Raw genomic sequence first — 25,787 nt, 5'->3', positions numbered from 1 at the left:
GGCGGCCATGTCTGAGAAAACTTTTCTGGTGGAAATCGGCACTGAAGAGCTGCCACCAAAAGCCCTGCGCAGCCTGGCGGAGTCCTTTGCTGCGAACGTTACTGCGGAGCTGGATAACGCTGGCCTCGCACACGGCAACGTAGAGTGGTTCGCCGCACCGCGCCGTCTGGCGCTGAAAGTGGCGAATCTTGCTGCTTCTCAACCCGATCGCGAAGTTGAAAAACGCGGCCCGGCGATTGCCCAGGCGTTTGACGCGGAAGGCAAACCGAGCAAAGCGGCGGAAGGCTGGGCGCGTGGTTGCGGCATTACCGTGGACCAGGCTGAACGTCTGACCACTGACAAAGGCGAATGGCTGCTGTATCGCGCGCATGTGAAAGGCGAAAGCGCAGAAGCGCTGCTGCCGAACATGATTGCCACCTCTCTGGCGAAACTGCCGATTCCGAAACTGATGCGCTGGGGCGCGTCTGACGTTCACTTCGTGCGTCCGGTACACACCGTAACGCTGCTGCTGGGCGACAAGCTCATTCCGGCAACGATTCTGGGTATCCAGTCCGATCGCGTCATTCGCGGCCATCGTTTTATGGGCGAGCCGGAAATCACCATCGACACTGCTGACCAGTATCCGCAAATCCTGCTGGAGCGCGGTAAAGTTGTTGCTGATTACGAAGCGCGTAAAGCGAAAATCAAAGCCGATGCAGAAGAAGCGGCGCGTCAGATTGGCGGTAACGCTGACCTGAGCGAGAGCCTGCTGGAAGAGGTCACTTCGCTGGTGGAATGGCCGGTGGTGCTGACGGCGAAATTCGAAGAGAAATTCCTCGCGGTGCCGTCTGAAGCGCTGGTTTACACCATGAAGGGCGACCAGAAATACTTCCCGGTTTACGCCGCAGACGGCAAACTGCTGCCGAACTTTATCTTCGTGGCGAACATCGAATCTAAAGATCCGCAGCAAATCATCTCCGGTAACGAGAAGGTGGTGCGTCCGCGTCTGGCAGATGCCGAGTTCTTCTTCAATACCGACCGTAAAAAACGTCTGGAAGATAACCTGCCGCGTCTGCAAACCGTGCTGTTCCAGCAACAGTTGGGTACGCTGCGCGACAAGACCGACCGTATTCAGGCGCTGGCGGGCTGGATTGCTGAACAAATTGGCGCGGATGTCAACCACGCTACCCGTGCGGGCCTGCTGTCGAAATGTGACCTGATGACCAACATGGTCTTTGAGTTCACCGACACGCAGGGCGTCATGGGGATGCACTACGCGCGCCATGACGGCGAAGCGGAAGATGTAGCTGTCGCGCTGAACGAGCAGTATCAGCCGCGCTTTGCCGGTGATGACCTGCCGTCTAACCCGGTTGCCTGCGCGCTGGCGATTGCCGACAAGATGGACACGCTGGCGGGGATCTTCGGTATCGGTCAGCATCCGAAAGGCGATAAAGACCCGTTCGCGCTGCGTCGTGCCGCGCTGGGCGTGCTGCGTATCATCGTTGAGAAGAACCTGAATCTGGATCTGAAAACGCTGACCGAAGAAGCGGCGCGTCTGTACGGCGACAAGCTGACCAACGCGAATGTGGTTGATGACGTTATCGACTTTATGCTCGGTCGTTTCCGCGCCTGGTATCAGGATGAAGGTTACACCGTGGACACCATTCAGGCGGTTCTGGCGCGTCGTCCGACCCGTCCGGCGGATTTCGATGCCCGTATGAAGGCCGTGTCGCACTTCCGCACGCTGGAAGAAGCCTCCGCGCTGGCGGCGGCGAACAAACGTGTGTCCAACATTCTGGCGAAGTCCGACGAAGTGCTGAACGATCGTGTCAATGCGGCAACGTTGAAGGAACCAGAGGAAATTGCTTTGGCTCTGCAAGTTGTGGTTCTGCGTGACAAACTTGAACCCGTGTTTGCTGAAGGTCGTTACCAGGAAGCGTTAGTCGAACTGGCTGAACTGCGTGAACCGGTCGATACGTTCTTTGAAAAAGTGATGGTGATGGTTGATGACAAAGATCTGCGCATCAACCGCCTCTCTATGCTGGCGAAACTGCGTGAGCTGTTCCTGCAAGTAGCGGATATTTCCCTGTTGCAGTAAGTTCGTCGCAATAAAAAAAACCTGCCATCTGGCAGGTTTTTTTATGGGGAAAAAGGTAAAAAAAATCCCCGCCGATTGGCAGGGATCTTCAATTCTGAGCTTATAAAGCTAAGATTACAGGCTGGTTACGTTACCAGCTGCCGGGCCTTTAGCGCCGCTTTCGATGGTGAAGGAAACTTTCTGACCTTCATCCAGGGATTTGTAACCGTCGTTCTGGATAGCAGAGAAGTGTACGAACACGTCTTTGGAGCCATCGTCAGGAGTGATGAAGCCGAAGCCTTTATCAGCGTTGAACCATTTTACGATACCAGTCATTTTACCGGACATAGTGTATTACCTTTTAAAAAATAAGTGTGCCTTTCGGCGATATGGCGTGCTTTACAGATTTTTTAAGCGTTAAGGAAATGCGCACTACGAGGGGTATCAACGGATAACTCTTGAAGGGGACTGCCTTACTAAACTGCTTTAATGGTCTGTACGTCAAACCGTTGGACGCATTAACTCATGTAACGCTTGTGGATGCAACTTTTATTTTACTTCTTTCGGGTAAGTCTGTCGGGAAACGGCCCCTTAACAGGACCGTTAAACGAAAAAATCAGGCAATAATCTATTTCATCAACTGCTTACTTAAACCTGGGTTGGCCTGGATCAGGCGCATCAGATTTAACTCGGTACTCGACGGTTTTACCCGTCTGGATTCCCATTCCTGCACCGTGGCAACGGTTACGCCCATCGCCCGGGCAAAATCATCTGTTTTTAGCCCGGTTCCTCTTCGTAACTGTTCAAACTCTGTAAAAGGGTTGGGCTTGTTTGTCAGGATAATCGTCTGCGATACATCTTTAAAAACAATTTGTTCCAGACTGCTCAGCAGTTCAAACATAGGATCTTTGTATTCCATTGAGAACTCCTATAAATCACACAGCGGGATCGTGAATTTCATCGAAGCTCATTAAGAATAGTCGGGAAACGTGAAGCCGGTTGGAAGCGGCAAAGAAGTGGATTCGTTTCAGCGCATTCCGGTCAGGATCGCGCGTTGGCTAAGGATCTGAAAAAGGCCGACATATCGGATCGACGGCGCGCAATTGTAAAGATAACAAAAATTTTATCACGTAAAAAAGCTGGCCGTTTCTTCGTATAATATTCCACGGCAAGATTACGCAGAAAGGGTATCTTGCAAGGCTGTCCTGGACTATCCTTGTCAGCGTCAGGCACGCGGCATCGTTGTGCGCATTTTTGGGTGAAAGGAGTATTAAAATGGCGACAGGTAAGTCCTGCTCTCGCTGGTTTGCGCCTGTTATGGCGTTATTAATGGTAGTTAGCCTGAGCGGGTGTTTTGATAAAGAAGGTGATCAGCGTAAAGCGTTTATTGATTTCCTGCAGAATACTGCGATGCGTAGCGGGGAGCGTCTGCCGACGTTGACCGCCGATCAGAAAAAACAATTTGGTCCGTTCGTGTCTGATTATGCGATCCTGTATGGCTATTCGCAGCAGGTGAATCAGGCGATGGATTCCGGTCTGCGTCCGGTTGTGGATAGCGTCAATGCGATCCGCGTTCCTCAGGACTATGTCACCCAGCGCGAGCCGCTGCGTCAGGCAAATGGTTCTCTGGGCGTGCTGGGTCAGCAGTTGCAGAATGCGAAATTGCAGGCAGATGCCGCGCACAGCGCGCTGAAACAGTCCGACGACCTGAAACCGGTCTTTGATCAGGTTTACAGTAAAGTGGTGACGGCGCCTTCGGAGGCGTTACAGCCGCTGATTCCGGCTGCGCAAATTTTCACGCAGCAACTGGTGCAGGTCGGCGACTTTGTGGCGCAGCAGGATACGCAGGTGAGCTTTGTCGCGAACGGCATTCAGTTCCCGACGTCACAGCAGGCCAGCCAGTACAACACGCTGATTGGGCCGCTGGCGTCTCAGCACCAGGCATTTAATCAGGCCTGGACCACTGCGGTAAACGCGATCCAGTAACGCTGTTTATGCCCGATGGCGCTGGCGTCGATCGGGCATACGGTTAAGCAACGTTGTAGGCCGGGCAGGGCAACGCCGCCGCCCGGCCATTTATTATCCTGCGACCTGCGGGTTCACGCAGTTCTTCTCCACCTTGCCTTGTAACGCATCAATTAAGTTATCCACCGCGCAGGCGGCCATGTTGTAGCGCGTCTCATGGGTGGCGGAGCCGATGTGCGGCAGCGCCACAACGTTCGGCAGCGACAGCAGCGGCGAATCGACCGGCAGCGGTTCTTGTTCAAACACATCCAGACCCGCCGCATGAATTTCACCGCTTTGCAGGGCGGCAATCAGCGCGGTTTCATCCACGACCGGGCCGCGCCCTGCGTTAATGAAAATGGCGGAGGACTTCATTTTGGCAAACTGCGCCGCGCCAAACAGGTGATGTGTCTCTTCCGTCAGCGGCAGGATCAGGCAGACAAAATCCGCCGCCTGTAACAGGGTGTCCAGATCGCAGTACCGGGCGTTGAAGCGTTCTTCCGCCTCAGGATGATGGCGGCGGGCGTTGTAGAGAATCGGCATGTTAAAGCCGAAGTGAGCGCGTTGCGCCAGCGCAAGACCAATGCGCCCCATCCCGACAATCCCCAGCGTTTTGTGGTGTACATCAGTGCCAAACCAGTCTGGCCCGATGCTTTTTGTCCATTCCCCCACTTTGACGCGTTCGGCCACTTCCACCACGCGGCGGGCGGTGCTCAGCACCAGCGCCATTACCGTATCCGCAACGGTTTCCGTCAGCACGGTCGGCGTGTGCATCAGCAATACGCTGCGCGCGTTGAGGGCAGCCACATCAAAATTGTCATAACCCACGGAGACGGTCGATGCTGCGCGTAGTTTTGGCATCTTCTCCAGCAGTGCGCTATTGACGGTTTCGCTGGAGCCCAACAAACCTTCCGCGCTGGCGAAAGCCTGGGCGTGTTGTTCTACCGTTTCCGGGCGAAGATTTGGCACCTGCGTGACGGTGAAATGCTCTTCCAGGCGATGCAGTAAATCGTCAGGTAACGCTTTGTAGAGAATAATGGACGGCTTCATGCGGATCTCCGTGAGTTAAGGTTTAAGCGTGGCGTGCGCCAATCGGTAATTGCTGATTGTTAGCAGGCTTAACAATTAAAGTTAGCCATACTGAGGCGAAAAGCGCCACCCCCATAAAAATGTACGAGGCGGCCGGGCTGCCGGTTGCGCCGTTGAGATAGCCGACGAACCATGAACCAAAGAAAGAGCCCAGCGCGCCCATACTGTTGATCAGCGCCATTGCGCCGCCCGCGACGTTACGCGGCAGCATTTCAGGAATAATGGCGAAGAACGGGCCATAAGGGGCATACATCGCCGCACCGGCGATAACCAGCAGGGTATAAGAGAGCCAGAAGTTGTTCGCGCCAACGGCCCATGAGCCGATAAAGGCAAAGGCGGCAATCAACAGCAGTGGCCAGACGAACAGTTTACGGTTTTGCAGTTTATCGGATGCCCAGGAGACAACGATCATCGCGATTGTCGCCGCCAGGTACGGCACTGAAGAGAGCCAGCCGACTTCCACCATACCCATATTCGCGCTGCCGCTACGGATGATGGACGGCAGCCACAGAACAAACCCGTACACCCCGATACTCCAGGTGAAATACTGCATGCACAGCAGGATGACGTTGCGTGAGCGGAATGCCTCGCTGTAATTGCGTACCGCTTTGATGCCCTGCTGCTCTTTTTCCAGCTGCGCCTGAAGCGCGGCTTTTTCTGACTCCGTCAGCCAGCCAGCTTGTGACGGTTTGTCTTTCACCAGCACCCACCAGAAGAACGCCCAGATGATGGCGGGGAAGCCTTCAATAATGAACATTTCACGCCAGCCGAGCGCCTGAATCAGGTAGCCTGAAACCACAGACATCCACAGCACCGTCACCGGGTTGCCGAGAATCAGGAACGTATTGGCGCGCGAACGCTCTGACTTTGTGAACCAGTTGCTGATGTAAATCAGCATGGCGGGCATAACGGCCGCTTCCACGACGCCGAGAATAAAGCGGATGGCGGCAAGCATTGGGATATTACTCACCATCCCGGTCAGCGATGCGCATGCCCCCCATAAAATCAGGCAGATAAAAATTAGTTTACGTACGCTGCGACGCTCGGCGTACACCGCGCCTGGGATCTGGAAGAAGAAATAACCGAGGAAGAACAGGGCGCCCAGCAGGGAGGAGATCCCTTTCGTGATGCCGAGGTCTTCGTTAATCCCCGCTGCGGAAGCGAAGCTGAAGTTTGCGCGATCCAGGTACCCAGGCTGTACGTGATGAACACGATAGGCATGATGTACCACCAGCGTTTTGCTGCATTTGTTGAGCTTGTCATAGGCCTGCCTCTGTCACTATGCCGCCGCTGTATGTAGGGTACAGGGGGCTGTTATCATTGCGTGAAGTTTATTCGCCTAACGCTTCACGAGTGGGTAATCCTTCGCTGTCGCCCTGAACCTGAATCGCCAGCGCGCCAATTTTATTGCCTCGCGTCACTGCCTGATGCAGCGTGCGGCCTTCCAGCAGGGCGCTGATCACGCCCACGGCAAAGCCATCGCCCGCACCAACCGTATCGACCACGTTGTCCACTTTCACCGGTGCGACGCAGCCTTGCTCGCCCTCAGCGGTTTTGTACCAGGCGCCATCCGCGCCGGTTTTCAGCACCACCGCTTTCACGCCGTGGCGCAGATAAAAATCGGCAATGCCCTCAGGCGTTTGCTGTCCGGTTAATATCATTCCCTCTTTCAGACCGGGCAGCACCCAGTCAGCCTGGAAGGCGAGGCGGTTAAGTTTTTCCACCATTTCGGCTTCGCTTTTCCACAGCACCGGGCGCAGATTCGGATCGAATGAAATCGTTTTGCCCTGTGCTTTCATGGTGCGGGCGGTATGTGCCAGCAATTCATAAGAGCTGGCGGAAAGCGCCGCCGCAACGCCGCTTAAGTGCAGATGACGCGCGCCGGAGAAGTACGCATCGTGGTAATCGTCCACGGAAAGGTGGCTTGCAGCGGAACCTTTACGGAAATATTCCACAATGGGATCGGTTCCATTTTCGACTTTAGATTTAAGCTGAAAGCCGGTGGCGTAACGTCCGTCCAGCGTGACGCCCTGCGCATCAATCCCTTCTTTTTCAAGCGACTTAAGGACAAAACGGCCAAAGCTGTCATCACCGACGCGGCTTACCCAGCCGACGTTTAACCCCAGGCGCGCCAGGCCGGTCGCTACGTTAAGTTCGGCCCCGGCGACGCGTTTGATAAACGCGTCTACGTCCGCGAGATCGCCCGTTTGCGTGGCGACGAACATCGCCATCGCTTCACCAATCGTGATGACATCCAGAGAATTTTTCATGCGTTACTCCTCACGTAACAAATCGACGTAGCGACGAGTCACCGCCGTCAAATCTTGCCCTTCCAGTGGGAACTCAATACCGCGCGGTACATCAACAGGCAGCGCGTTCAGCAGCGCCAGCCAGCGGGGGTCGGCGTCATCCGGCGCAACGGCGCGGAAACTGTCGTGATGGGGCGTGGCGGCTTTAACGTGGATATAGCCGACGGCGGGCGCCAGGTAGCGTGCGGCGTCTTCCGGCGAGTCGCCTACCCACAGCCAGTTCCCCATATCAAACGTCAGTCTGATGGGCAGGTTCTGTACCTGACAGGCGGCATTGAAGCGTTGCATCGGGCGCAATTTCCCGCAGGCGGTTTGATCATTTTCCACCACCAGCGCCATGCCGCTGCTCTCCAGCCAGTCACGCAGGGTGTCGAGCTGATCCTGGCGTTCAAAATGACCCAGCGACACTTTCAGCCACCACGCTTGCAGCGTGCGGGCTTCCTGTAACAGGTCGGGAAGGTGGGGGTTGAGGCTGCCATCCTCCAGGAACAGCGGTTCCGGCGCGGAATAGCAGGCCAGCAGGCCGAAAATGTCAATGGCGGCCGCCAGCAGCGGGAGCGCGTTAAGCTCGGCGTCAGTGAACATTTCACGGCGAATCTCGACGCCATCCGCCCCCGCTCCGGCAATGATGGGCAGCATCGCGGTTTGCCCGCCTGCGGCACGCACCTGGTCGTAGCCATAGGCGGCGGTGACCACCATAATTTTTCTTTGCATGGGAACTCCAAATCTATCGCTCTTGCTATTACGCTAGATGGAACCGGTTCCAAAGAAAAGTGCAGTGTGTCGAAATTATGATCACCATCACGAAGGAAAATTAGCGGGCGGTGGAGCCGCGAACGATCAGCTCGCCGGAGAAAACCTGCTCGTGAATCGCGTCGCTGCCCCCTTCAATGCGGCGTACAACCTGCTCGACAGCGGCAAAACCAATTTGCCAGGTCGGCTGTTTCAGCGTGGTGATGCCGACGCCTGCCAGCTCTGCCCATTCCAGTTCGTCAAAACCGAGCAGGCCGATGTCGCTGCCCCAGTTAAGACCAATGCGTTTGAGCGAACGGGCGACCTGCAATGTGAGCGCGCCGTTAGCGGAGATCACGGCTTTGCGCATCCCCCGGTGCTGTTGATGAAAATGGCGCAGGGTGTTATCCAGTTGCGTATTTTCCGCCAGCGGCACCTCGGCGTTTTCCGCCACCACGCCAGGATAACGCGCCAGCGTCGCACGAAATGCGTTCAGGCGCTCGCGGCGGGTATTGACCATACCGAGCGGTTCGCTGAGAAACAGGATCGCCTCGAACCCTTGCTCAATGAGATGTTCGGTGGCGGTTGTTGCCGCCTGGGTGTTATCCAGACCCACGACATCGCAGGCGAAATCAGGGATTTTACGGTCAATCAGAACCATCGGCAGCGCCGACTGTTGCAGGCGGTTCAGCCCCTCCTCGCGCATCCCGACGGCGTTCACCACGATGCCTTCCACCTGGTAGCTACGCAGCAGATCCAGATAGTGCAGTTCCTGATCCACCTCATTGTTGGTGTTACAGACCAGTGGAGTGAACCCTTTCTCGCGGCAGGCGGCTTCAATGCCGCTCAACACGTTAACGGAATAGGGGTTGGTAATATCGGCGATGATCAGGCCAATCAGGCGGGTACGGCCGCGTTTCAGGCCTCTGGCCATCAGGCTTGGGCGATAGTCGAGTTCGGCAATGGCTTTTTCAATGCGCGCCAGCAGGGCATCGGACAGCAAATGCTTCTCGCCGTTGAGATAGCGTGAAATGCTGGTTTTTCCGGTTTTAGCGGCTTTCGCCACATCGCTGATGGTTGCCCGTGTTGATTTGCTCATCGCTGATTTCCCTGAATTTGGTGACAACACCTTAACGCGAAAATCAACGATGGCAAGCGCTTCATGCCGGATAAGAATGTAGGCCGGATAAGGCGAAGCCGCCATCCGGCGATGTGCCCGGTGGCGCTGTCGCCACCCGGCACAACGATTACTGCAACGGACTTAAGGTGATTTCCACGCGGCGGTTTTGCGCTTTACCTTCGGCGGTGCTGTTGCTGGCGATCGGGTTCGCCGGGCCCATGCCGCTGGTGCGGATGCGGTTGGCGGCAACGCCCTGGGTGATCAGCGCGCTGGCCACGGAGTCCGCGCGCTGCTGCGACAGACGCATGTTCAGATCCTGCCCGCCGGTACTGTCGGTGTAGCCCACTACGTTAACGGCGGTTTTGTTGTACTCTTTCAGCACCATCGCCACGCCGGTCAGCGTGTTGGCGCCTGCCGGTTTCAGGGTTGCGCTGCTGCTGTCGAAGGTGACGTTATTCGGCATATTCAGGATGATGTTATCGCCACTTCGCGTCACGCTCACGCCCGTTCCTTGCATTTTGTCACGCAGTTTCGCTTCCTGTACGTCCATGTAATAGCCAGCGCCGCCGCCCAGCGCCGCGCCTGCCGCTGCGCCAATCAGCGCGCCTTTGCCGCGATCTTTCTTGGAAGAGGAGAGTGCGCCGACGCCTGCGCCGACCAGAGAACCAATGCCCGCGCCAATGCCGGATTTACCCGCTTCGCGCTCGCCGGTGTAAGGGTTTGTTGTGCAGCCAGATACTGCCAGGGCGCCGCTCACGATAGCAGCAATGACCAAAACACGTTTTTTCATCTTAGTTCCTTAATGACTTTTTTATTTTTTCGCCACAGCGACGGTGGCGGTTGATTATGACGTGCGAACATGAAGAAAATTCCAGGGAAGACTCTTAAATTTGTAAGTAACATTGAGCGGCATAATAAATAAGCCGTCACACCTGCATCGCATTCAGGAGCGCATTTTGATCAACGCACCATCGCACTATTCGGTATTAACTGCCGCCCACTGGGGACCTGTCCGGGTCGACACTGACGGCGAGACGATTCTCGCGTCTCGCGGGGCGCTGCCCACTTCGCATCTCAATTCCCTGCAAACCGTCGTGCGCGACCAGGTTCACAGCCCTACCCGGGTGCGTTTCCCGATGGTGCGTAAAGGATTTCTCGCCTCGCCAGAGAAGCCACAGGGCGTGCGCGGTCAGGATGAATTTGTGCGGGTGAGTTGGGATGAGGCGCTGGATCTGATCCATACCCAGCACAAACGTATTCGTGAAACATATGGTCCGTCCTCGATTTTTGCCGGTTCTTATGGCTGGCGTTCGAATGGCGTGCTGCATAAAGCTTCCACCCTGTTGCAGCGTTATATGGCGCTGGCGGGCGGGTATACCGGGCATCTGGGGGATTACTCCACGGGGGCGGCGCAGGCCATCATGCCGTATGTGGTGGGCGGAAACGAAGTCTACCAGCAGCAGACCAGCTGGCCGGTTGTGCTGGAACACAGTGACGTGGTGGTGCTATGGAGCGCCAACCCGTTGAATACGCTAAAAATTGCCTGGAATGCGTCGGATGAGCAGGGCATTGCTTACTTTGCCGCGCTGCGCAACAGCGGGAAACGGCTGATCTGCATCGATCCAATGCGATCGGAAAGCGCGGCGTTCTTTGGCGATAAGATGGAGTGGATCGCCCCGCATATGGGGACTGACGTGGCGCTGATGCTGGGGATTGCGCATACGCTGGTGAAAAACGGCTGGCATGATGACGCGTTTCTGGCGCGCTGCACGACCGGTTACGAGACATTCGCCGACTATCTGCTGGGCGTGAGCGACGGCGTGGCGAAAACGGCGGAATGGGCCGCAGATATTTGCGGCGTATCCGCTGCTAAAATTCACGAACTGGCGGAACTCTTCCATAAAAACACCACTATGTTGATGTCTGGCTGGGGAATGCAGCGTCAGCAGTTCGGCGAGCAAAAACACTGGATGCTGGTAACGCTTGCCGCTATGTTAGGGCAAATTGGCACGCCCGGCGGCGGTTTTGGCCTCTCGTACCATTTCGCCAACGGGGGAAACCCGACGCGCCGCGCCGCCGTACTGGCTTCAATGCAGGGCAGTCTGCCAGGCGGCACCGATGCGGTAGACAAAATTCCGGTGGCGCGCATTGTCGAGGCGCTGGAGAATCCCGGCGCGCCCTATCAGCACAACGGTATGAACCGCCATTTCCCGGATATCCGCTTCGTCTGGTGGGCTGGCGGCGCGAACTTTACGCATCATCAGGATACCAACCGTCTGATTCGCGCCTGGCAAAAGCCGGAACTGGTGGTGATCTCCGAATGTTTCTGGACCGCTGCGGCGAAACATGCCGATATCGTGTTACCTGCCACGACCTCTTATGAACGTAACGACTTAACCATGACCGGCGACTACAGCAACCAGCATCTGGTGCCGATGAAGCAGGTTGTGCCGCCGCGTGATGAGGCCCGTAATGACTTTGACGTGTTTGCCGAACTGAGCGAGCGCTGGGAAACGGGCGGTCATGCGCGCTTCACCGAAGGGAAAAGCGAGCTTGAGTGGCTGGAAACCTTCTACAACATCGCCGGGCAACGCGGCGCCAGCCAGCAGGTGACGCTGCCGCCGTTTGCACAGTTCTGGGAAGCCAACGATCTGATTGAAATGCCGGAGAATGCGGCCAACGCGCAGTTTATCCGCTTTGCGGATTTCCGCCGCGACCCCGACGCGCATCCACTGAAAACGGACAGCGGCAAGATAGAGATCTATTCCCGGCGAATTGCGGACTACGGCTATGCGGACTGCCCAGGACACCCAATGTGGCTGGAGCCAGACGAATGGCACGGCAATGCCGAACCCGGTCAGCTACAGGTGCTGTCCGCCCATCCGGCGCATCGTCTGCACAGCCAGCTTAACTACAGCCAGCTTCGTGAACAGTATGCGGTGGCGGGGCGCGAACCGATTACTCTGCATCCGCAGGATGCGCAGACGCGGGGCATTGCCGACGGCGACACGGTGCGGGTCTGGAATCACCGAGGACAAATTCTGGCGGGCGCGGTGGTGACGGAGGGCATTAGACCCGGCGTTATCTGCATTCATGAAGGGGCATGGCCGGATTTAGAGGTGTCGGCTGGCGGCATCTGTAAAAATGGCGCGGTAAACGTGTTGACCAAAGATCTCCCCAGCTCGCGACTGGGGAACGGCTGTGCGGGCAACACCGCGCTGGCGTGGATTGAAAAGTATACCGGCCCTTCGCTGACGCTTACGGCGTTTAATCCGCCTGCCAGCCCATAATCCATGTCGGATGCTGTGTATCTTCCTGCCATGCGCTGTCTTCGATACGAAAACCCAGCGCATGGTAGAAATTCACCGCCGACTGATTTTTCTGGTAAACCTCCAGGCTGAGCGCGGTAAAGCGCTGCTGAACATGCTGCACCAGCGCCTTGCCAATCCCGCTGCGGATCGCGTCTGGCGTGACAAACAGCGCGCCCAAAAAGCGCGCTTCCATCACGCTGGCAAAGCCTTTCAGTGAACCTGCTTCTTCCCACACCCAGGTCTGCGCGGCGGGCAGGTACACGTCACGCACTATCGCTTCGCTTTCGCGCCAGTAGCGCGCTTCGATAAACGGGTGGGCATAGATCGTGCTTTCCATCCAGAGCGTCAAAATTGACGCCATATCGTCAGTCCGGGATTCGCGAATCATGCTGACCTCCAGGATGGCAGAAACAGCCCGTGATATGGTCGTTGACCAGCCCGCACGCCTGCATAAAGGAGTAGCAAATGGTGGTGCCGACGAACTTGAAGCCGCGTTTTTTCAGCGCTTTTGCCAGCGCATCCGACGCGGGGGTTGAGGTGGGGATCTCGCTCAGGCTGGCGGCGCGCGTTACCTGCGGCTGGTTTTCGACAAAAGACCAGACGAATTCAGCAAACGGTTCGCCATTTTGCTCCATCGCGAGATACGCCCTGGCATTGCCGATGATGGCCTGAATTTTTCCCCGATGGCGAATAATGCCCGCATCCTGCAACAGACGCTCAACGTCGTCTTCCTGCATCGCCGCGACGCGAACGGGATCAAAGTGGTGGAAGTTTGCGCGATAGTTTTCCCGTTTCTTCAGCACGGTGATCCAGGAAAGCCCCGCCTGCTGGCCTTCAAGGCAGATCATCTCAAACAGCTTTTTGCCGTCGGTTTCGGGAATGCCCCACTCCTTGTCGTGATAGGCGATGTATAGTGGGTCCTGACTGACCCATCCGCAACGCTGCATACTCTTCCTCGCTGTTTTGACTACCGCAAAAATTTCATTCGGCCCGCCTTGACGCGCCAGCTAAAAAGACAATATTTAATACAGGGCTAATAAGCCCTGGAACCGCCAAACAATGACAATAATATCGCCGAATTCGGCTCTTCTCTGGAGTCGCGTTGATGATTATAAAAAAATGCAGTGGTCGCCAGGTGTGGTACTGCCTGGCGAGCGTTATCGTCTGTGCAATTTTCACTAACACAGCATATGCCTGGCAACAAGAATATATCGCTGATGCCGTATCGGGTCATACGACAGAACGCTATACATGGGACAGCGATCACCAACCAAGTTACAACGATATTCTGGCGGAGCGGATTCGGTCCAGCCAGAATGCGCCAGGCCCTGTGCTGAGTCTGGCCGATCAAACGCCACTGGACGCGACCAGCGGCATGAGCATGGGCTGGAATTTTCCGCTTGCCGGGCGCGTGACGACCGGGCCGGTCGCCAGCCTGCATTACGACGGCTCAACCACCTCGATGTTTAATGAATTTGGCGACAGCGTGACGGCGCAGGCGCTGACCGACCCTCTGTGGCATGCCAGCGTCAGTACGTTGGGCTGGCGGGTGAATTCGCAGTTTGGCGAGATCCGTCCCTGGGCGCAAATCAGCTATAACCAGCAATACGGCGAGAACATCTGGAAAGCGCAGTCGGGGCTGAGTCGAATGACGGCGGCGGATCAGAATGGCAACTGGCTGGATGTGACGGTGGGGGCGGATATGCTACTGAACCCGCATATCGCGGCGTATGCGGCGCTCTCTCAGGCAGATAACAGCGCAAGCAATAGCGACTACCTGTACACCCTGGGCGTTAGCGCCAGATTTTAACGAGAATACGCACGTAATAAAAACAAGTTTTTTACAATTAAGTCTCTTTAATAACAAGCTGTACAGCGATAGTAGGTACTAACTGACCTTAAAAAAATCACGCTGCGCAGTCTTTGTCTCGTCATTCATTCCGCAATCCAGGCATTTCATTCCGTTCTGATGGCATTTCATGCCGTTTTTCCCCTGCATAAAAAGCACTTCGTTATTGTTGTCAGCAGTGAATTTCTCCTTTGTTTATGCAGGAAGACTGCCATGAAAACTTCTGATTATCAGCGTACCCGTTGGCTGACGCTTATCGGCACCATCATCACACAATTTGCGTTAGGTTCTGTTTACACCTGGAGCCTGTTTAATGGCGCGCTCTCTGCGAAACTGGATGAGCCCGTCAGCCAGGTGGCCTTTTCATTTGGCTTGTTGAGCCTGGGACTGGCGATCTCCTCTTCCGTGGCGGGTAAATTACAGGAACGTTTCGGCGTAAAACGCGTCACGATGGCATCAGGTGTTTTACTGGGCATCGGCTTCTTTTTAACAGCGCATTCCAACAACCTTATGATGCTGTGGCTGAGCGCCGGGGTGCTGGTTGGCCTGGCGGACGGGGCGGGATACCTGTTAACGCTGTCTAACTGCGTAAAATGGTTCCCGGAACGTAAAGGGCTGATTTCCGCCTTCGCGATTGGTTCTTATGGCCTCGGTAGCCTCGGCTTCAAATTCATCGACAGCCAACTGCTGGCGACGGTCGGTCTGGAAAAGACATTTATGATCTGGGGCGCGATTGTGCTGGTGATGATTGTCTTTGGTTCAACGCTGATGAAAGACGCGCCGAATCAGGATGTTAAAGCGGTAAACGGGGTGGTGGAAAACGACTTCACCCTGGCGCAGTCCATGCGTAAACCGCAGTACTGGATGCTGGCGGTGATGTTCCTGACGGCCTGCATGAGCGGTCTGTATGTCATCGGTGTGGCGAAAGACATTGCTCAGGGGCTGGCGCATATGGATGTTGCTTCGGCGGCCAACGCGGTCACGGTGATTTCCATCGCTAACCTGTCAGGCCGCCTGGTGCTGGGTATTCTGTCTGACAAAATCGCCCGTATCCGCGTGATTACCCTCGGTCAGGTTGTCTCGCTGGTCGGGATGGCAGCGTTACTGTTCGCGCCGCTGAATGATGTGACGTTCTTTGCCGCGATTGCCTGCGTCGCCTTTAACTTCGGCGGTACGATCACGGTGTTCCCGTCGCTGGTGAGCGAGTTCTTCGGCCTGAATAACCTGGCGAAAAACTACGGCGTGATTTACCTGGGCTTTGGGATTGGCAGTATTTGCGGGTCGATTATCGCCTCGCTGTTCGGTGGGTTCTACGTCACCTTCTGCGTTATTTTCGCTCTGCTGATCCTCTCTCTGGCGCTCTCGACCACGATTCGCCAGCCTCAGCGCCGCGTCTTTAAAGAGGCTCACGCCTGATTTTATTCATCATTTAACCACTTCCCGGCCCGGATATTTTTGTAAATATCCGGGCCGCTTGCTTATTCTTCCGACACTTTTACGCTTCCCTGTGGTCTACATACCCGCGCGTGTAGACTGTCTGACATCTGCTGTTACCGCATTTATCCACCTGCCCGGTCTGGAATGGCCTTTTGCGGGTGGTTTTTATCCCGATTTCCAGGGGTTGCTTGCATGAAATACATTAAATCGATGACGCAGCAGAAGCTGAGCTTCTTGCTTGCGCTCTATATCGGCCTGTTTATGAATTGCGCAGTGTTTTACCGCCGGTTCGGCAGCTATGCGCAGGAATTTACCGTCTGGAAAGGCCTCTCGGCAGTGGTTGAACTTGGGGCCACGGTTCTCGCCACGTTCTTCTTACTCCGTCTGCTTTCCCTGTTTGGTCGCCGCGTCTGGCGGGTTCTGGCTACGCTGGTGGTGCTGTTCTCCGCGAGCGCCAGCTATTACATGACCCTCCTGAACGTGGTGATCGGCTACGGCATTATTGCCTCCGTGATGACCACGGATATCGATTTATCGAAAGAGGTCGTCGGCTGGCACTTCATTTTGTGGCTGGTGGTGGTGAGCATTCTGCCGCTGGTCTTTATCTGGAGTAACCGCTGTCGTTACACCCTGCTGCGGCAGTTACGCACGCCGGGCCAGCGCGTTCGCAGCGTGGCGGCGGTGGTTCTGGCTGGGGTGATGGTGTGGGCGCCGATTCGCCTGCTCGACGTTCAGCAAAAGAGTGTTGAACGAACAACGGGTATCGATTTGCCGAGCTATGGCGGCGTGGTGGCGAACTCTTATTTACCGTCGAACTGGCTGTCGGCTTTAGGGCTGTACGCCTGGGCGCAGGTGGATGAGTCGTCGGATAATAACTCGCTGATGAACCCGGCGAAGAAGTTTACCTATGTTGCGCCAGAAGGCATTGATGACACGTATGTTGTGTTTATCATCGGCGAAACCACGCGTTGGGATCATATGGGCATCTTCGGCTACGAGCGGAACACGACGCCGAAGCTGGCGCAGGAAAAAAATCTCGCGGCGTTCCGGGGTGAGTCGTGTGATACCGCGACCAAACTTTCGCTGCGCTGTATGTTTGTGCGCGAGGGTGGCGCGTCGGAGAATCCGCAGCGTACGCTGAAAGAGCAAAACATTTTTGCGGTGCTGAAGCAGTTAGGGTTTAGCGCCGATCTGTATGCGATGCAGAGCGAAATGTGGTTCTACAGCAATACGATGGCGGATAACATTGCCTACCGTGAGCAAATCGGCGCGGAGCCGCGCAACCGGGGTAAGACGGTTGATGATATGTTGCTGGTGGATGAAATGCAGCGTTCGTTAGCGCAAACCCCTGACGGGAAACACCTGATCGTGATGCATACCAAAGGGTCGCATTATAACTATACGCAGCGGTATCCCCGCAGCTTTGCGCAGTGGACGCCGGAGTGTGTCGGTGTTGACGATGGTTGCACAAAAGCGGAGATGATCAACTCTTACGATAACTCGGTGAGCTATGTTGATCACTTTATTACCCGCGTGTTCGATCAGCTGCGCGATAAGAAAGCCATTGTGTTTTACGCCGCCGATCACGGCGAGTCGATCAATGAGCGCGAGCATTTGCACGGCACGCCGCGCAAGATGGCGCCGCCAGAACAGTTCCGGGTGCCAATGCTGGTGTGGATGTCGGATAAGTATCTGGAGAACCCGCAGCATGCGCAGATGCTTGCGCGCCTGCAACAGGCGGCGGCGATGAAAACGCCGCGCCGTCATGTGGAGCTGTATGACACGGTGATGGGATGTCTCGGCTACACCTCGCCAGATGGCGGAATTAACGAAAACAACGACTGGTGCCATATTCCGGCTGAACAGAATGCAGCGGTGCAGTAAGCGGTCTGCTGACTTTCTCGCCGATTGAATGGCATTTTCAAACTAAGGGATTGACGGGCGCGCACCTGAGCAGTAAGATGCGCCCCGCATTCGGTGATTGGCGCAGCCTGGTAGCGCACTTCGTTCGGGACGAAGGGGTCGGAGGTTCGAATCCTCTATCACCGACCAATTCAGAAAAGCCAGCCTACGGGCTGGCTTTTTGCTGCCTGGAATTCAGCATTGTAGGCCTGATAAGCGCAGCGCCATCAGGCGGGATCGGTCGCCCACTTTCGGCAACGCCGGATGGCGGCGCAGGCGCCTTATCCGGCCTACGGGCGATTTCGCCATTGGCAAAAAATGTGCATCACTTCTCACTGTTTGTTCACGTTTTTGTGACATATTCCATTGCCTTTTTTTATCTTTGCTTAAATTTTTTTTTGCGTTACTTATGGCTGAGCCCAGCATTTTCCGCTGTGCGTTTTAGCGTTCGTGATATTAATCGCTCAGATATGCAGCATTTCGTCAGAAATTTTTCACAATCTGCACAAACGTTAATCACCAAATGTTGCGAAATATGAAGCGATTAATTCTGGTGTTAACGGAGTAGCACAAATTTCCCTGCTGAAAATAGTCGTTTGAAGTTTTTTTAATCTTTGTTTGTGAATTCTCACCGTTGTTGTAAATCATGGTTGCCTGTATTGACGTTTTCACATTCTGTTGACAGATTGTAGGGCATGAGGGGCATTTCATGGAGAATCCGCACTGCAACTCAGGCGCTTATGTGAACGGAATCCCCATCCTCTTAACGCCGACCCGGCCGGGTAAAAAACAAAAAAGGCCAGGCGGTGCAAACCCACTGCAAAGGGTAAAACAACAACATCACATTTGGAGCAGAAGAATGAGTATTTCCTTGAAGAAGTCAGGGATGCTGAAGCTTGGTCTGAGCCTGGTGGCCATGACCGTCGCAGCAAGTGTACAGGCTAAAACTCTGGTTTATTGTTCAGAAGGTTCTCCAGAAGGCTTCAACCCGCAGCTGTTTACCTCCGGCACCACCTATGACGCCAGCTCAGTACCTATCTATAACCGTCTGGTGGAATTTAAAATCGGTACAACCGAAGTTATTCCAGGCCTCGCTGAGAAGTGGGATGTCAGCGAAGACGGCAAAACCTACACCTTCCACCTGCGTCAGGGCGTGAAGTGGCAGGACAGCAAAGACTTTAAACCGACGCGCGATTTCAACGCCGATGACGTGGTGTTCTCGTTCGATCGTCAGAAAAATGCCGAAAACCCGTACCACAAAGTGTCTGGCGGCAGCTATGAATACTTCGAAGGGATGGGTCTGCCAGACCTGATAAGTGAAGTGAAGAAAGTGGACGATAGCACCGTTCAGTTCGTGCTGACCCGTCCAGAAGCGCCGTTCCTCGCTGACCTGGCGATGGACTTCGCCTCCATCCTCTCTAAAGAATATGCTGACAACATGCTGAAAGCCGGTACGCCGGAGAAAGTGGATCTGAACCCAATCGGTACGGGGCCGTTCCAGCTGTTGCAGTACCAGAAAGACTCCCGCATTCTGTATAAAGCGTTTGATGGTTTCTGGGGCACCAAGCCGCAGATCGACCGTCTGGTGTTCTCCATTACGCCTGACGCGTCCGTGCGTTACGCCAAGCTACAGAAAAATGAGTGCCAGGTGATGCCGTACCCGAACCCGGCGGACATCGCGCGCATGAAGCAGGACAAAAACATCAACCTGATGGAGCAGGCGGGTCTGAACGTCGGCTACCTCTCTTTCAACACCGAGAAGAAACCGTTTGATGACGTGAAAGTCCGTCAGGCGCTGACCTACGCGGTGAACAAAGAGGCGATCATTAAAGCGGTTTATCAGGGCGCGGGCGTTGAAGCCAAGAACCTGATTCCGCCGACCATGTGGGGCTATAACGACGACGTTAAAGACTACAACTACGATCCAGAAAAAGCCAAAGCGCTGCTGAAAGAAGCGGGCCAGGATAAAGGCTTCACCGTTGAACTGTGGGCGATGCCGGTACAGCGTCCGTACAACCCGAACGCTCGCCGTATGGCTGAGATGATTCAGGCTGACTGGGCGAAGATTGGCGTACAGGCCAAGATTGTCACCTACGAGTGGGGTGAATACCTCAAGCGTGCGAAGTCAGGTGAACATCAGGCGGTGATGATGGGCTGGACCGGTGATAACGGGGACCCGGATAACTTCTTCGCGACCCTGTTTAGCTGCGCTGCGGCGAAAGACGGTTCCAACTACTCTCGCTGGTGCTACAAGCCGTTTGAAGACTTGATTCAACCGGCGCGCGCCACTGACGATCACAACAAGCGTGTTGAACTCTACAAACAGGCTCAGGTGGTGATGCATGACCAGGCGCCTGCGCTGATCATCGCTCACTCCACCGTGTACGAACCTGTGCGTAAAGAAGTCAAAGGCTATGTGGTTGATCCTCTGGGCAAACACCACTTTGAAAACGTCTCTGTCGAATAATTAAAAGCCAGGGGTGCCTGAGCACCCCATGCCCGGCGGCGCTGCGTTTGCACGAACCTACGATCGTAGGCCGGGTAAGCGCAGCGCCACCCGGCGTAATGCTTTACCCCACGGCGGCGTATGCCGTGGGATAAGATTTGTGAGCAATACAGACGCACTGTCACCAGGCGGCGCGTCATTAGAGAGAATCCGGGTTATGTTGCAGTTCATCCTCCGACGTTTGGGACTCGTCATCCCCACGTTTATCGGTATCACCCTTCTCACCTTTGCCTTCGTCCATATGATCCCGGGCGATCCGGTCATGATCATGGCAGGTGAGCGTGGTATCTCTCCTGAGCGTCATGCTCAACTGCTGGCTGAACTCGGTCTGGATAAACCGATGTGGCAGCAGTACCTCCATTACATCTGGGGGGTGATGCATGGCGATTTGGGCATCTCGCTGAAAAGCCGTTTGCCGGTGTGGGACGAGTTCGTGCCTCGCTTTAAAGCGACGCTGGAACTTGGCGTCTGCGCCATGATTTTCGCCACCGCAGTAGGGATTCCGGTCGGCGTGCTGGCCGCCGTGAAGCGCGGTTCCATTTTCGATCATACCGCTGTTGGCCTGGCGCTGACCGGTTACTCTATGCCTATCTTCTGGTGGGGCATGATGCTGATCATGCTGGTATCGGTGCAATGGAACCTGACGCCGGTTTCCGGGCGCGTCAGCGATATGGTGTTCCTTGATGACTCCAATCCGTTAACCGGCTTTATGCTGATTGACACGGCTATCTGGGGCGAAGAGGGCAACTTTATTGATGCTGTCGCGCACATGATCCTGCCTGCGATGGTGCTCGGTACGATACCGCTGGCGGTTATCGTGCGTATGACCCGCTCCTCCATGCTGGAAGTGCTGGGTGAAGATTATATCCGTACCGCGCGCGCCAAAGGTCTCACAAGGATGCGCGTCATCATCGTACACGCGCTGCGTAACGCGATGCTGCCGGTCGTGACCGTTATCGGTTTGCAGGTAGGGACGCTGCTGGCAGGGGCGATCCTGACCGAAACCATCTTCTCGTGGCCTGGCCTTGGCCGTTGGCTGATTGATGCGCTGCAACGACGCGATTATCCGGTCGTACAGGGCGGGGTGTTACTGGTAGCGACGATGATTATTCTCGTCAACCTGCTGGTCGACCTGCTGTACGGCGTGGTGAACCCGCGTATTCGTCATAAGAAGTAAGGGGCCATCATGTCACAGGTTACTGAAAATAAAGTTATCTCTGCACCGGTGCCGATGACCCCGTTGCAGGAGTTCTGGCACTATTTTAAACGCAACAAGGGTGCGGTTGTCGGTCTGGCGTATGTCGTCATCATGATCCTGATTGCGGTGTTCGCGAACGTCATCGCGCCGTATAACCCGGCAGATCAGTTCCGCGATGTGCTGCTGGCGCCACCTGCGTGGCAGGAAGGCGGCAGTATCGCGCACCTGCTGGGAACGGATGATGTCGGTCGCGATGTGCTGTCGCGCCTGATGTATGGCGCACGTCTGTCGCTGCTGGTGGGCTGCCTGGTGGTGGTGCTGTCGCTGGTGATGGGGATTGTGCTCGGCCTGGTCGCGGGTTACTTCGGCGGCATTGTTGATAACATCATCATGCGCGTCGTCGATATCATGCTGGCGCTGCCAAGCCTGCTGCTGGCGCTGGTGCTGGTGGCGATCTTTGGCCCCTCTATCGGTAACGCCGCGCTGGCGCTGACCTTTGTGGCGCTCCCGCACTACGTGCGTCTGACCCGCGCCGCCGTGCTGGTGGAGGTGAACCGCGATTACGTTACCGCTTCCCGCGTGGCGGGCGCAGGCGCGATGCGCCAGATGTTCGTCAATATCTTCCCGAACTGCCTTGCGCCGCTGATCGTTCAGGCGTCGCTCGGTTTCTCTAACGCCATTCTCGATATGGCCGCCCTGGGCTTCCTCGGCATGGGTGCGCAGCCGCCGACACCGGAGTGGGGCACCATGCTCTCCGACGTGTTGCAGTTCGCACAAAGTGCCTGGTGGGTCGTGACCTTCCCGGGTCTGGCGATCCTGCTGACGGTGCTGGCATTTAACCTGATGGGTGACGGTCTGCGTGACGCGCTCGATCCCAAACTGAAGCAGTAAGAGGTTCGAGATGGCGTTATTAAACGTAGATAAATTATCGGTGCACTTCGGTGACGAAGGTACGCCGTTTCGCGCGGTAGACCGCGTAAGCTACAGCGTAAATCAGGGCGAAGTCGTTGGTATTGTCGGCGAGTCCGGCTCCGGTAAATCGGTTAGCTCGCTGGCGATTATGGGGCTGATTGACTTCCCGGGCCGCGTGATGGCGGAAAAACTGGAATTCAACGGTCAGGACTTGCAGCGCATCTCTGAGAAAGAGCGCCGCAACCTGGTGGGCGCGGAAGTGGCGATGATCTTCCAGGACCCGATGACCAGCCTGAACCCGTGCTACACCGTAGGTTTCCAGATTATGGAAGCGATTAAGGTGCATCAGGGCGGCAACAGGAAAACCCGTCGGCAGCGGGCGATTGACCTGCTGACTCAGGTGGGGATTCCCGATCCGGCGTCGCGTCTGGATGTCTACCCGCACCAGTTGTCCGGTGGGATGAGCCAGCGCGTGATGATTGCCATGGCGATTGCCTGTCGTCCGAAACTGCTGATTGCCGATGAACCGACCACTGCGCTGGACGTGACCATCCAGGCGCAAATCATCGAACTGCTGCTGGAATTGCAGCAGAAAGAAAATATGGCGCTGGTGCTGATTACTCACGATCTGGCGCTGGTGGCGGAAGCCGCGCATAAAATCATCGTAATGTATGCCGGACAGGTGGTAGAGACAGGGGCGGCGCACGATATCTTCCGCGCGCCGCGTCATCCGTATACGCAGGCGTTGCTGCGCGCACTGCCGGAATTCGCGCAGGATAAAGCGCGCCTGGCGTCGCTGCCGGGCGTGGTGCCGGGAAAATATGACCGCCCGAACGGCTGTCTGTTGAACCCGCGCTGCCCGTATGCCACGGATAAATGCCGTAGCGAAGAGCCGGATCTGAATCTGCTCGGCGACGGCCGCCAGTCCAAATGCCACTATCCACTCGATGATGCCGGGAGGCCCACACTATGAGTACGCACGAGGCCACCTTGCAACAGCCGCTGTTGCAGGCCATCGATTTGAAAAAACACTACCCGGTGAAGAAGGGGCTGTTTGCGCCCGAGCGCCTGGTAAAAGCGCTGGATGGCGTATCGTTCACCCTTGAGCGCGGCAAAACGCTGGCGGTCGTGGGCGAGTCCGGCTGCGGGAAATCCACGCTGGGCCGCCTGCTGACGATGATTGAAACGCCGACCGGCGGAGAACTGTATTATCAGGGGCAGGATCTGCTCAGGCACGATCCGCAGGCGCAAAAACTGCGTCGGCAGAAAATCCAGATTGTGTTCCAGAACCCGTATGGTTCGCTGAACCCGCGTAAGAAAGTGGGGCAGATTCTGGAAGAGCCACTGCTGATCAACACCTCGCTCAGCAAAGAGCAGCGTCGTGAAAAAGCGCTGGCGATGATGGCGAAAGTCGGCCTTAAAACCGAGCATTACGATCGCTACCCGCACATGTTTTCCGGCGGCCAGCGTCAACGTATTGCTATCGCCCGCGGTCTGATGCTTGACCCGGACGTGGTGATCGCCGATGAACCGGTCTCCGCGCTGGACGTTTCCGTGCGCGCGCAGGTGTTGAACCTGATGATGGATTTGCAGCAGGAACTGGGGCTGTCTTACGTCTTTATCTCGCACGACCTGTCGGTGGTCGAACACATTGCCGATGAGGTGATGGTGATGTATCTCGGCCGCTGCGTGGAGAAAGGGACGAAGGAGCAGATCTTTACCAACCCGCGCCATCCGTATACGCAGGCGCTGCTCTCCGCGACGCCGCGTTTGAACCCGGATGACCGCCGCGAGCGCATCAAGCTGACCGGCGAGCTGCCAAGCCCGCTGAATCCGCCGCCGGGCTGCGCCTTCAACGCCCGTTGCCGTCGTCGCTTTGGCCCCTGCACCCAGTTGCAGCCGCAGCTTAAAGATTACGGCGGTCAACTGGTGGCCTGTTTCGCCGTCGATCAGGATGAGAACCGACAGCAATAACTGTTGGTTATTGCCTCATAACCGGAGCCTTGTGCTCCGGTTTTTTTATATTCCATTTTTGGCTCCACAATGTGAGTCCATCGGCAGAACATTATCCCATAGCGACTAGAATGTAAGCAGATTTCTGATTGCCACAGAAATATCTGGAGCCAACGTGGTCACGATACGCTGGGATATTAAAACAATCGATCGTCTGTCTATGGTTGAGGATGTCCTCAAGGAGTTTTCCTGCCGCGATATTAATATTATCTCCATGAAGGTCACGCCGGGTCGGATTCTGATTAAATCCTGGTGCCGCCATTTGCAGGATATTTCCAGCGTCCAGACCTGCCTCAATCAACATGCCGACATTATTAATGTCGCTTATCTCTCAGAGAATCTTTCTGAACTGACCACGCCCGAACTGACGCGACCGCGCTATTTCTCCGACATTATCTGTAGCAGCCAGAGTATGCAGGTGCTGATTGAAAAAGCGCTAAAAATCGCTGACAGCAAATATACCGTCCTGATCCGTGGTGAGACCGGCACGGGTAAAGAGCTACTGGCGCGCGCCATTCATAATTCCGGGCAGCGGCGCTTTTATCCGTTTATCCCCGTCAACTGCTCAACGCTGCCTGAGGCATTGATGGAGAGCGAACTTTTTGGTTATGAAAAAGGGGCGTTCAGCGGTGCGGACGGCAGAGGGAAAAAAGGGTTGTTTGAAATGGCGGATAAGGGAACGCTGTTTCTTGATGAATTTGGCGAAATGCCGCTGAATTTACAGGCCAAGCTGCTGCGGGTGCTTCAGGACGGCGGCATCCGCCGCGTCGGCGGGGCGCAGGTGATCCCGGTTAACGCGCGTATTATTGTCGCCACCAACGCGAACCTGGAAGAGATGGTCGAACAGCGACTGCTGCGCGCCGATCTCTGGTATCGCATTAACGTACTGACGCTCACGATTCCGCCGTTGCGCGAGCGTCCTTCGGATATCACTTTACTGATTAGCCATTTTGTACAGAAATATGCCAAAGAGTTTCAACGGCGGCTGATACTGGACAAAGCCTGTTTTGAGTCACTGCGTCACCACCACTGGCCGGGCAACGTTCGCGAACTGGAGAACACCATTATCCGTCTGATGCTGATGTCAGAAAGTGATGTCATCACCTGCGATGATTTGGGGCTTTCAACGGTGTCACAAGCGTTGCCGGGGCATCCCGACCGCCCCTTCAAAGAGCAGGTGCAACATGCTGAGCGGCAGCTGATTGAGCAGATGGTGGAAGAGAATGTCTCCTCCCGGCATATCGCGAAAGCGTTGGGGGTTTCGCACACGACGGTGCTGAATAAAATACGCAGCTACCAACTGGAGGGGGTAAGTTAAGCGCCGCCAGGAATCGACGGCGCACGGAACG

Annotated in this window: 21 protein-coding genes, 1 tRNA gene and 1 pseudogene; 13 read left to right on the top strand and 10 right to left on the bottom strand. The window is 55.8% G+C overall.

The window, feature by feature from the left end; translation table 11 throughout:
• Positions 1 to 7 precede the first annotated feature (7 nt).
• The gene (glyS, locus tag CKO_RS21355) at positions 8 to 2,077 is read left to right on the top strand and encodes a glycine--tRNA ligase subunit beta (protein WP_012135696.1); all 2,070 of its coding nucleotides are present in this window, start codon (positions 8 to 10) and stop codon (positions 2,075 to 2,077) included.
• Between the two features lie 114 nt (positions 2,078 to 2,191).
• Here the strand turns inward: glyS and cspE are convergent, their stop codons facing one another.
• Positions 2,192 to 2,404, bottom strand: coding sequence for a transcription antiterminator/RNA stability regulator CspE (gene cspE / locus CKO_RS21350; RefSeq protein WP_000014594.1), 213 nt, complete (start codon positions 2,402 to 2,404; stop codon positions 2,192 to 2,194).
• Between the two features lie 280 nt (positions 2,405 to 2,684).
• Positions 2,685 to 2,975, bottom strand: a complete 291-nt coding sequence (locus CKO_RS21345) for an HTH-type transcriptional regulator (RefSeq protein WP_012135694.1) — start codon at positions 2,973 to 2,975, stop codon at positions 2,685 to 2,687.
• Positions 2,976 to 3,331: 356 nt separating this feature from the next.
• Between CKO_RS21345 and CKO_RS21340 the strand changes: the two genes are divergently transcribed.
• The gene (locus CKO_RS21340; RefSeq protein WP_024131051.1) at positions 3,332 to 4,042 is read left to right on the top strand and encodes a DUF3053 domain-containing protein; all 711 of its coding nucleotides are present in this window, start codon (positions 3,332 to 3,334) and stop codon (positions 4,040 to 4,042) included.
• Positions 4,043 to 4,135: 93 nt separating this feature from the next.
• On the opposite strand, the gene ghrB is transcribed toward CKO_RS21340, so the two are convergent.
• From ghrB to CKO_RS21310, 6 genes and pseudogenes are all read right to left on the bottom strand, one after another.
• Entirely contained in the window at positions 4,136 to 5,110 is a 975-nt protein-coding gene (gene ghrB, locus CKO_RS21335; RefSeq protein ID WP_012135692.1) for a glyoxylate/hydroxypyruvate reductase GhrB, read from the bottom strand.
• 22 nt (positions 5,111 to 5,132) lie between these two features.
• A pseudogene (locus tag CKO_RS21330) lies at positions 5,133 to 6,412 on the bottom strand (MFS transporter).
• Between the two features lie 68 nt (positions 6,413 to 6,480).
• Positions 6,481 to 7,419, bottom strand: coding sequence for a sugar kinase (locus CKO_RS21325; RefSeq protein WP_012135690.1), 939 nt, complete (start codon positions 7,417 to 7,419; stop codon positions 6,481 to 6,483).
• Between the two features lie 3 nt (positions 7,420 to 7,422).
• Entirely contained in the window at positions 7,423 to 8,172 is a 750-nt protein-coding gene (locus CKO_RS21320; RefSeq protein WP_012135689.1) for a sugar phosphate isomerase/epimerase family protein, read from the bottom strand.
• 100 nt (positions 8,173 to 8,272) lie between these two features.
• Positions 8,273 to 9,289: a LacI family DNA-binding transcriptional regulator gene (locus CKO_RS21315; RefSeq protein WP_024131050.1), complete on the bottom strand. Its 1,017-nt coding sequence runs from the start codon at positions 9,287 to 9,289 to the stop codon at positions 8,273 to 8,275.
• Positions 9,290 to 9,437: 148 nt separating this feature from the next.
• Positions 9,438 to 10,100 (bottom strand): OmpA family lipoprotein, encoded by a 663-nt coding sequence (locus CKO_RS21310; protein ID WP_012135687.1) that lies wholly within the window; start codon positions 10,098 to 10,100, stop codon positions 9,438 to 9,440.
• 166 nt (positions 10,101 to 10,266) lie between these two features.
• Here CKO_RS21310 and CKO_RS21305 point away from each other — a divergent pair, with 166 nt between their 5' ends.
• Entirely contained in the window at positions 10,267 to 12,600 is a 2,334-nt protein-coding gene (locus CKO_RS21305; protein ID WP_024131049.1) for a molybdopterin guanine dinucleotide-containing S/N-oxide reductase, read from the top strand.
• On the opposite strand, the gene CKO_RS21300 is transcribed toward CKO_RS21305, so the two are convergent.
• Positions 12,578 to 13,009, bottom strand: a complete 432-nt coding sequence (locus CKO_RS21300; RefSeq protein ID WP_012135683.1) for an N-acetyltransferase — start codon at positions 13,007 to 13,009, stop codon at positions 12,578 to 12,580. The two genes, CKO_RS21305 and CKO_RS21300, sit on opposite strands and share 23 nt — an antisense overlap.
• A complete protein-coding gene (gene tag / locus CKO_RS21295; protein WP_012135682.1) occupies positions 12,987 to 13,568 on the bottom strand; it encodes a DNA-3-methyladenine glycosylase I in 582 nt (193 codons plus the stop codon). The genes CKO_RS21300 and tag overlap by 23 nt, the downstream gene beginning before the upstream one ends.
• A 158-nt stretch (positions 13,569 to 13,726) precedes the next feature.
• Here tag and CKO_RS21290 point away from each other — a divergent pair, with 158 nt between their 5' ends.
• The 10 genes from CKO_RS21290 to CKO_RS21245 all read left to right on the top strand — a co-directional run bounded on the left by CKO_RS21290 (position 13,727) and on the right by CKO_RS21245 (position 25,756).
• Positions 13,727 to 14,431 (top strand): autotransporter outer membrane beta-barrel domain-containing protein, encoded by a 705-nt coding sequence (locus tag CKO_RS21290; RefSeq protein WP_012135681.1) that lies wholly within the window; start codon positions 13,727 to 13,729, stop codon positions 14,429 to 14,431.
• A gap of 252 nt (positions 14,432 to 14,683) precedes the next feature.
• Positions 14,684 to 15,886 carry an L-lactate MFS transporter gene (locus tag CKO_RS21285; protein ID WP_024131048.1) on the top strand — a complete coding sequence of 401 codons (1,203 nt, stop codon included), beginning with the start codon at positions 14,684 to 14,686 and terminating at the stop codon, positions 15,884 to 15,886.
• 213 nt (positions 15,887 to 16,099) lie between these two features.
• Positions 16,100 to 17,791, top strand: a complete 1,692-nt coding sequence (gene eptB / locus CKO_RS21280; protein WP_012135679.1) for a kdo(2)-lipid A phosphoethanolamine 7''-transferase — start codon at positions 16,100 to 16,102, stop codon at positions 17,789 to 17,791.
• Between the two features lie 91 nt (positions 17,792 to 17,882).
• Positions 17,883 to 17,959 (top strand) — tRNA-Pro (locus CKO_RS21275).
• Between the two features lie 709 nt (positions 17,960 to 18,668).
• Positions 18,669 to 20,276 (top strand): dipeptide ABC transporter periplasmic-binding protein DppA, encoded by a 1,608-nt coding sequence (gene dppA, locus CKO_RS21270; RefSeq protein WP_012135678.1) that lies wholly within the window; start codon positions 18,669 to 18,671, stop codon positions 20,274 to 20,276.
• 196 nt (positions 20,277 to 20,472) lie between these two features.
• Positions 20,473 to 21,492 (top strand): dipeptide ABC transporter permease DppB, encoded by a 1,020-nt coding sequence (gene dppB, locus CKO_RS21265; RefSeq protein WP_012135677.1) that lies wholly within the window; start codon positions 20,473 to 20,475, stop codon positions 21,490 to 21,492.
• 9 nt (positions 21,493 to 21,501) lie between these two features.
• Positions 21,502 to 22,404 (top strand): dipeptide ABC transporter permease DppC, encoded by a 903-nt coding sequence (gene dppC, locus CKO_RS21260; RefSeq protein ID WP_012135676.1) that lies wholly within the window; start codon positions 21,502 to 21,504, stop codon positions 22,402 to 22,404.
• Positions 22,405 to 22,414: 10 nt separating this feature from the next.
• Complete coding sequence (gene dppD, locus CKO_RS21255; RefSeq protein ID WP_012135675.1) at positions 22,415 to 23,398, top strand: dipeptide ABC transporter ATP-binding protein; 984 nt, start codon at positions 22,415 to 22,417, stop codon at positions 23,396 to 23,398.
• Positions 23,395 to 24,399 carry a dipeptide ABC transporter ATP-binding subunit DppF gene (dppF, locus tag CKO_RS21250; RefSeq protein ID WP_012135673.1) on the top strand — a complete coding sequence of 335 codons (1,005 nt, stop codon included), beginning with the start codon at positions 23,395 to 23,397 and terminating at the stop codon, positions 24,397 to 24,399. The genes dppD and dppF overlap by 4 nt, the downstream gene beginning before the upstream one ends.
• A gap of 154 nt (positions 24,400 to 24,553) precedes the next feature.
• The gene (locus CKO_RS21245; RefSeq protein ID WP_024131046.1) at positions 24,554 to 25,756 is read left to right on the top strand and encodes a sigma-54 interaction domain-containing protein; all 1,203 of its coding nucleotides are present in this window, start codon (positions 24,554 to 24,556) and stop codon (positions 25,754 to 25,756) included.
• Positions 25,757 to 25,787: the final 31 nt, after the last annotated feature.

This window comes from Citrobacter koseri ATCC BAA-895, assembly GCF_000018045.1.
Lineage (GTDB): Bacteria > Pseudomonadota > Gammaproteobacteria > Enterobacterales > Enterobacteriaceae > Citrobacter_B > Citrobacter_B koseri.
Note: the sequence above shows the minus strand (reverse complement) of the source record. Positions and strands in the feature narration are given on the sequence as shown.

Coding starts and splice junctions, on each gene's coding strand:
- tag (WP_012135682.1), bottom strand. CDS start 13,568: ATGCAGCGTTGCGGATGGGTCAGTCAGGACCCACTATACATCGCCTAT.
- CKO_RS21340 (WP_024131051.1), top strand. CDS start 3,332: ATGGCGACAGGTAAGTCCTGCTCTCGCTGGTTTGCGCCTGTTATGGCG.
- dppD (WP_012135675.1), top strand. CDS start 22,415: ATGGCGTTATTAAACGTAGATAAATTATCGGTGCACTTCGGTGACGAA.
- CKO_RS21300 (WP_012135683.1), bottom strand. CDS start 13,009: ATGATTCGCGAATCCCGGACTGACGATATGGCGTCAATTTTGACGCTC.
- eptB (WP_012135679.1), top strand. CDS start 16,100: ATGAAATACATTAAATCGATGACGCAGCAGAAGCTGAGCTTCTTGCTT.
- dppF (WP_012135673.1), top strand. CDS start 23,395: ATGAGTACGCACGAGGCCACCTTGCAACAGCCGCTGTTGCAGGCCATC.
- dppA (WP_012135678.1), top strand. CDS start 18,669: ATGAGTATTTCCTTGAAGAAGTCAGGGATGCTGAAGCTTGGTCTGAGC.
- CKO_RS21345 (WP_012135694.1), bottom strand. CDS start 2,975: ATGGAATACAAAGATCCTATGTTTGAACTGCTGAGCAGTCTGGAACAA.
- CKO_RS21310 (WP_012135687.1), bottom strand. CDS start 10,100: ATGAAAAAACGTGTTTTGGTCATTGCTGCTATCGTGAGCGGCGCCCTG.
- dppB (WP_012135677.1), top strand. CDS start 20,473: ATGTTGCAGTTCATCCTCCGACGTTTGGGACTCGTCATCCCCACGTTT.
- CKO_RS21285 (WP_024131048.1), top strand. CDS start 14,684: ATGAAAACTTCTGATTATCAGCGTACCCGTTGGCTGACGCTTATCGGC.
- ghrB (WP_012135692.1), bottom strand. CDS start 5,110: ATGAAGCCGTCCATTATTCTCTACAAAGCGTTACCTGACGATTTACTG.
- cspE (WP_000014594.1), bottom strand. CDS start 2,404: ATGTCCGGTAAAATGACTGGTATCGTAAAATGGTTCAACGCTGATAAA.
- CKO_RS21320 (WP_012135689.1), bottom strand. CDS start 8,172: ATGCAAAGAAAAATTATGGTGGTCACCGCCGCCTATGGCTACGACCAG.
- dppC (WP_012135676.1), top strand. CDS start 21,502: ATGTCACAGGTTACTGAAAATAAAGTTATCTCTGCACCGGTGCCGATG.
- CKO_RS21290 (WP_012135681.1), top strand. CDS start 13,727: ATGATTATAAAAAAATGCAGTGGTCGCCAGGTGTGGTACTGCCTGGCG.
- glyS (WP_012135696.1), top strand. CDS start 8: ATGTCTGAGAAAACTTTTCTGGTGGAAATCGGCACTGAAGAGCTGCCA.
- CKO_RS21325 (WP_012135690.1), bottom strand. CDS start 7,419: ATGAAAAATTCTCTGGATGTCATCACGATTGGTGAAGCGATGGCGATG.
- CKO_RS21315 (WP_024131050.1), bottom strand. CDS start 9,289: ATGAGCAAATCAACACGGGCAACCATCAGCGATGTGGCGAAAGCCGCT.